Origin of the sequence: Veillonella sp. ICM51a (genome assembly GCF_000524355.1) — a bacterium.
Taxonomy (GTDB): Bacteria; Bacillota; Negativicutes; order Veillonellales; family Veillonellaceae; genus Veillonella; species Veillonella atypica.
The window spans coordinates 47,686-53,685 of the sequence record NZ_JAPX01000034.1 but is presented as its reverse complement, the minus strand read 5'-3'; the positions used below and the strand labels follow the sequence as shown (position 1 = coordinate 53,685).

General features: G+C 32.7%; 4 protein-coding genes and 1 pseudogene. 3 read left to right on the top strand and 2 right to left on the bottom strand.

Annotated features, from left to right (window positions below; all coding sequences use genetic code 11):
* Positions 1-248: 248 nt before the first annotated feature.
* The 3 genes and pseudogenes from HMPREF1504_RS06065 to HMPREF1504_RS06055 all read left to right on the top strand — a co-directional run.
* On the top strand, positions 249-1,466 hold the full coding sequence (locus HMPREF1504_RS06065; protein ID WP_005376304.1) for a hypothetical protein: 1,218 nt from the start codon (positions 249-251) through the stop codon (positions 1,464-1,466).
* 196 nt (positions 1,467-1,662) lie between these two features.
* The gene (locus tag HMPREF1504_RS06060) at positions 1,663-2,433 is read left to right on the top strand and encodes a hypothetical protein (protein ID WP_005376188.1); all 771 of its coding nucleotides are present in this window, start codon (positions 1,663-1,665) and stop codon (positions 2,431-2,433) included.
* A 296-nt stretch (positions 2,434-2,729) separates the two neighbouring features.
* Positions 2,730-3,017 (top strand): annotated as a pseudogene (locus HMPREF1504_RS06055) (hypothetical protein); the annotation flags it as partial.
* Positions 3,018-3,290: 273 nt separating this feature from the next.
* On the opposite strand, the gene HMPREF1504_RS06050 reads toward HMPREF1504_RS06055, so the two are convergent.
* Both HMPREF1504_RS06050 and HMPREF1504_RS06045 read right to left on the bottom strand, forming a co-directional pair.
* Positions 3,291-4,523 (bottom strand): threonine/serine exporter ThrE family protein, encoded by a 1,233-nt coding sequence (locus tag HMPREF1504_RS06050; RefSeq protein ID WP_051411680.1) that lies wholly within the window; start codon positions 4,521-4,523, stop codon positions 3,291-3,293.
* A 14-nt stretch (positions 4,524-4,537) separates the two neighbouring features.
* On the bottom strand, positions 4,538-5,941 hold the full coding sequence (locus HMPREF1504_RS06045) for a membrane protein (RefSeq protein WP_009661113.1): 1,404 nt from the start codon (positions 5,939-5,941) through the stop codon (positions 4,538-4,540).
* Positions 5,942-6,000 lie beyond the last annotated feature (59 nt).

Below are 6,000 nucleotides of genomic sequence, written 5' to 3'. Positions count from 1 at the left end.
AAAATTGAAGAAACGGTCTGACTCTCAATGTCGGGCCTTTTTTCATGCCACGAATAGCAAAGGCTGGACCCATTTAGAGGCCTCAAGTTCAATATAATGTTGTAAATAATAAAAGTAAATAGATTAGAGGTTCCTAATAGTCACCTAGGTGACCAATAGGAACCTCTTTCGTTTTGTAATTAATTTTATCAATATCTTTTTATTATGTTACAATACTGTTAAAATTACTATTTTGTGGAGAGATGTATATGTTAAAACGATTATTATTAAGTGCTATTGTATTGAGCGCTATTAGTGGTTCTAGTTATGCTGTTGATGTGAAACTTCCTGGTGCGGATCCAAGTATTTCGCGTGATGCATATGTACAAGCGGTATATACGACTGATAAAATTGAGTCTACATATGATGAGAGATTAAAAAAGAAGGCAGATTCATTTTCCGCTTATTCTAAAGAGCGCTTTAATCAAGAGTTTGGTGTTGTTGTAGATGACGATGCAGTAGAAGCCTTAAAGAATGAGATTTATACTATTGAGCGCCGTAAGTATGATGGTAACACAGTAGTGAATTTACATAATAAAAAGGGCGGCCTATCAGTAACATTACCATTTAGTGTAGTACAAAAAGAGGCATTAAGTGATTTTCCAGATGCAGCGGCTGGTTATTTATTTCAGTCCCCAATGATTGTTACTGCTATTATTGAAAATAAAATGCCATATTCTCCTGATAAAACAGATATGGTTTTTAAATATGATGGTCTTAGTAAAAGTTACTGGAGAAAAATAACTCTTACTGGTGCTGTAGATATGGACATTATTGCTTTAAATTTTGAGTTGAGTAAGCATCCTAAGCAAGCATATAATGTTATTCTGTATCCTCGTGTAACGGAGAGTGTCACATCAAATGATATTAATAAAATAATGGCTAATTATGTATTGCCTTCAATTCATTCTCTTCAAGATTTAGATGACTATAGCCGAGTAGAAAACTATAAGAAATATTCTTTTAGAGTTCCTAAAACAGCCGTTAAAGAAAATAACCCTAATGTTAAAATAGATGGTGTGACTTTCACAGTTGATAAAGATATAAGGCAACAAATTTTGATTGACCCTGCGAATAATTTGGAAAAGGGTATATTTAGTTCATTTGACGAAATTGATCTGTTACATAAACTAGATAATAAGACTGCTGAGTTCTTTGGATTTCCTGGATCCCCAAAGATTACCAAAGGTAGCCATTCCTTTGTTTGGAATGATGGTATGCCAGGTTTATTACTAGATCTTGAATTAGATAATCGACAGGGTATATTGATGTTTATTACTTATGATGACAGTTTTAAGTACCAAAATTCAATCCACTATCCCTTAGATAATGGTGCATATACCAAGGTGCAGTTACGAAAATTAATTACAGATGCAACATTATCTGACACTGGTAATATGTATCAAGAGGATGTTTGGTTTATCTAATCCTTATTTTTATCTTATAGTAAAAAAGCCCTATCTACCCTTCTGAATTTTGGATTTTATAGATTTATTTTAATAAATTCTTACTATATAATGAAATTATTATGAGATGCAAGTGGTATGATTTATTTTATTGTATCCAATTCAGTAATTAAGGCGCTAATAATCAGTTTTTCTTTTATTGAAAGCGGTGTCCTAGATGAATGTAAATCATGTGTTATTAATATTTAAATCTGCATTAGAATATGCTGATTTTAAGGGGATTAATAATTTGTTAGCAGATAATTGTCAGTATATTAATGTTGAGAGGAATATATTAAAAAATGGAAAGATAGAAGTATATGATTTTCTAAATTCAATGGCAAAAAGGACCAGAGATGATAATTTAGCTGTGTATGCACATATGATGACACTTAGTGAGGGAACCAACGAAAAAGAGTTTTTTTATGAAGGTGAAAGAGGGCTCGCTATTGCATACAATGAAATGGACAATTATGCTATAGGTATGTTTATTGAGTTAGATTCAAATAATTTTATTAACAAAATTATTGTTAGTAATAATATTCCGAGTTTTAGACTTGATAAACATCGTGCTGAAAATAATTCCCCTCCTATAGATTACATTTTTTATAAGGAGCCTGTTGATTTTTTGGATTGGCTTACAGCCATTAGTATTTGGTTAGAAACTGGATATGTAGATGAGCATTCTTTTTATGATTCACTTGCTGATGAGTGCTGTGTACATTTTCAAAGAAAAAATCAAGAACCTATTTTGTTGTTAGGTAAGGAAGAAATTATAAATGACTTTGATAAGATGATGAATTTATTTTTCTATACTATGCCACATATAATTCGTGATAAGAATAATAGATCCTTTATAAAGTATGGACCTATGACGATTGAAATCGGCCGTAGTTTAGCGGGGCCAGCAAATTCTGTACATATTTATATTGACGACAGTGAAGATTAGTTTGCATATTATTTCTTGCTTAGGTTCATTATGCTTAAAAATAAAAAAGAAATCGTATGAGACTCCTTTCCCTGTTTAGATATGATATAATTTATATCAAAGTGAGGCATAAATGGTTTCGACGCCAGACTTCGCTTCTAAAGTAAAAATTTGAAGAAACGGTCTGACTTCTATGTCGGGCCTTTTTTCATGCCTCAATCATCATTTTCATGAATATCTTTTTATTATGTTACAATACAGTTAATATTAGTGTTCAATGGGAGATGTGTGTATGAAACGTTATATTACATTACTTAGTCTATAATCTTATCAAGGACAGAACGGTTCCTGAACCTACCGTAAAGATGGTATTGCCTATTAAGCATGATGTAATAGAGGTCAACAATGATGGCGTGCGTAGTTTACTAGCTGAATTTATGTATGGGTGGCTATTACATAATAGGACGGATATGGTATTAGTTGCTGATTATGAAGATACTCGTTACTATTATAATTTACAGTTTTATAGAGACAAGCTACCTGAAGGTGTTCGCATTGAGCAGTTGCGCCAAATGATTATGGATGCGCAGTTTAGTTATAAATAAGTGATATCTAATTAGCACAGTATAGTTATAAATAAAAGAGGTTCCTAATGGTCACAGTAGTGACTTATAGGAACCTCTTTTATCGGGCAAGTAAATTATATAGTTAGTAAACTATTACAGAATGCTTTTACCCAAAGGAAATACAGTTTTGATGGCGTATCTATGTGAAAGTACCGCCTCATAAACGTAACATATATCATATTTTTACAGGTAATAGATTTGGAGTTTACGTTGTAAATGCTTTAATTTACATGAACTTGTTATAAGGTTATATTATTTATAAGTGTTTTTTCGGATTCGTGGTGGTTTTATATGTTTTACAATTACGATAGATATAGCAATTGTAAAAGCTATCAAAAAGGATTCTTTTGCGAAGCTAATGGCAATAGTTTCTTGTCCCATTAGCATATAATAAATGGATCGATAAAAGCTGAGCCCTGGTAGTAAAGGGAATAAGCTAGTCATTAGGAAAACTATAGCAGGGCATTTCCGTTTAACAGCCAATATTCTTGATGCTATGGCGATGATAAAACCACTGATGAATATGGAGAGCATAACATTAGACTGTAGTGAAGATAATGTTAAGAACAAGAACCATGAGATGAATCCTAATATTGTACAATCGATAAAATGTTGTTTAGCTACACGGAATAAGATTGCAAATGCTGTAGTACCAATACCAGCCATTATACTACGCATAAACATAGAGGTTAAGGAATTAGTATCTAAATTAGAGGTATAAAGAGGAATCATTTGTGTGTTGAAGAGTAGTGATTGTACTACTGCGACCCCTACAGCCATTGAAATACAGGTAAGTAACGCGCCCATCATAAGGGTTATTCCTGTATTATAGTTATTCTGGCTATACTCTCTAATAGCATTGACGAAAGGAACTCCGGGAACAATGTCAATCATGGCTCCTAGTAATATAACTGATAGGTTGGAGCCTAATTCAAAGTGGATAAAGAGATTACCCAATAAGGCTATTAGAATACTACTTAAAATGGTAATCAATACATCAGAGCTAAGTATGCGTTTAATGGTACATACATAGATACCTAATACCAAACCTATAATACCGGCAATTATAGAGTCTGTTATAGAACTACCAATTGCATAGCTAAAGCCTGAAGCTCCTAACGTATAAGCTACTAATCTCCAAAAAAAAGAATAGTCTGACATGGTATCAATTTGATTAAGTTCACTTTCAATCTCCTCAATAGTAATATTTTTTTGTGTGATACGTCGGGAGAGAGCATTAACAGATTCAATTTTGCTGAGGTTAATATCGACTTCAGGAACGTTACAAATACGAGTAATTTCAGTTCCATCAGCTTTCTTAGCAGTTGCAAAAATACCTCTATTGGATACGTAGGCTTCTAAATCTTTAAAATTCATAGCTCGTGCTATGTAGTTCATAGTATCCTCTGTACGACTGATTTCGGCGCCACTGCTAAGTAGTATTTTTCCAGCTTTTAGTATAATTTCTAATTCCACACCTGTCATTATTTCCTCGTTGTTCATTTTACTTCATTGTTATTTATATTGGACTTTTTGATAGGTCTATCTTTAGAAGATTCAGTTGATTTTGATTCTTCCTGTTGTTCTTGTAGAATATTGATATTTTGATGTATAACTTCTTCGTCTATTGAGAGATGCTCTTCTACATAGTCTTTTAGCTCTTGAACTGTTTCCGTATTTGAAAGTATTTCTTTTGCTTCATTATGAATATCTTCTTTAAGAGATTTTGTATCTGCTTGACTAATATCACCTAATGTATGGAATAGTTCACGTTCTTTTTCTGAAAGATTTTTGTGAGGACTATGTTTTTTTAATGATAAATGGAGCATCTTTCTTCGGAAGAGTTTTTCCATAATGATATCTTTACGATCACGGAGCCAGCCATAAATAAGAATAATTAGGAGTAATAGTCCCATATAACCGAGAATTGGGTAGAGGATACTAATCAAATCTTTAAAACCAAAGAAACTACATATATATCCTATGATTACTACAGAAATAATAACAATTCTCATTCTTTTTGTGCTGCCGTTGGCAAAACGTCTAGCAATAGAATAAAAAAGAGAGAATGCTGTATTAAAAATAAGTGAAAAGACTGTGATTGCATATATATATGCTAGCCAAGGATGAATTTGATTGGCAATAGCAAGAATCGGCAAATCTGCATCTTTTACTGTATCTAGATTTGCAAAAATAGAGATAGCAGCTATAAAAACAACTAATCCGACTAATAGGCCACCACGAGTGCCACCTTTTTCTGCAATACCAATACGAACAACAGAACCACCTAAAATAAAGGCCATAGAAACAGCTGTCATAGCACATAGAGAATAATAATTAATGACAGAAAACCATACATTGCTTGTGGCTGGTTTGATTGTGTGGGCTATAGCCTCTAATGTAGTCCAATCATGACTTTTACCAATAAAAGAGTAGCCTGTAATGATGAATATCATAACAATCATGATAGGAGTAAAAACACCTAGAACACTGGTTATTTTGTCAAAGTTCATAAATGATACGGTTATGATTAAAAGTGAGCAAATTAATCCACCAAGCCAAAAAGGGAATCCAAATTGTTGTTCTAAGTTTGAGCCTGCGCCAGCAATCATAACAAATCCCATAATAAAGCTACCAGAGATTAGTACAAAATCAAGTATTCTTGTAATAATAGGATGGGAAATCTGTGTAAAAACTTCTTCATGATTATCTGCACGATAGTAGCTCCCCAAAGAAAGCATGATTTTACCAAATGCGGCATTTAATAGACCTAGTAATAGAACACCAATAAGACCTATTTGGCCAAAACTTATAAAATATTGTAGAAGATCTTGTCCACTCGAGAGTCCTGCACCTACAATAACACCTATGTAGGCAAATGCAATTTTCCATGATTGTTGCATTATATTTTCCTCCTTTCAAATACATAACTTAGTATACAGAATAATATTATATCATACTA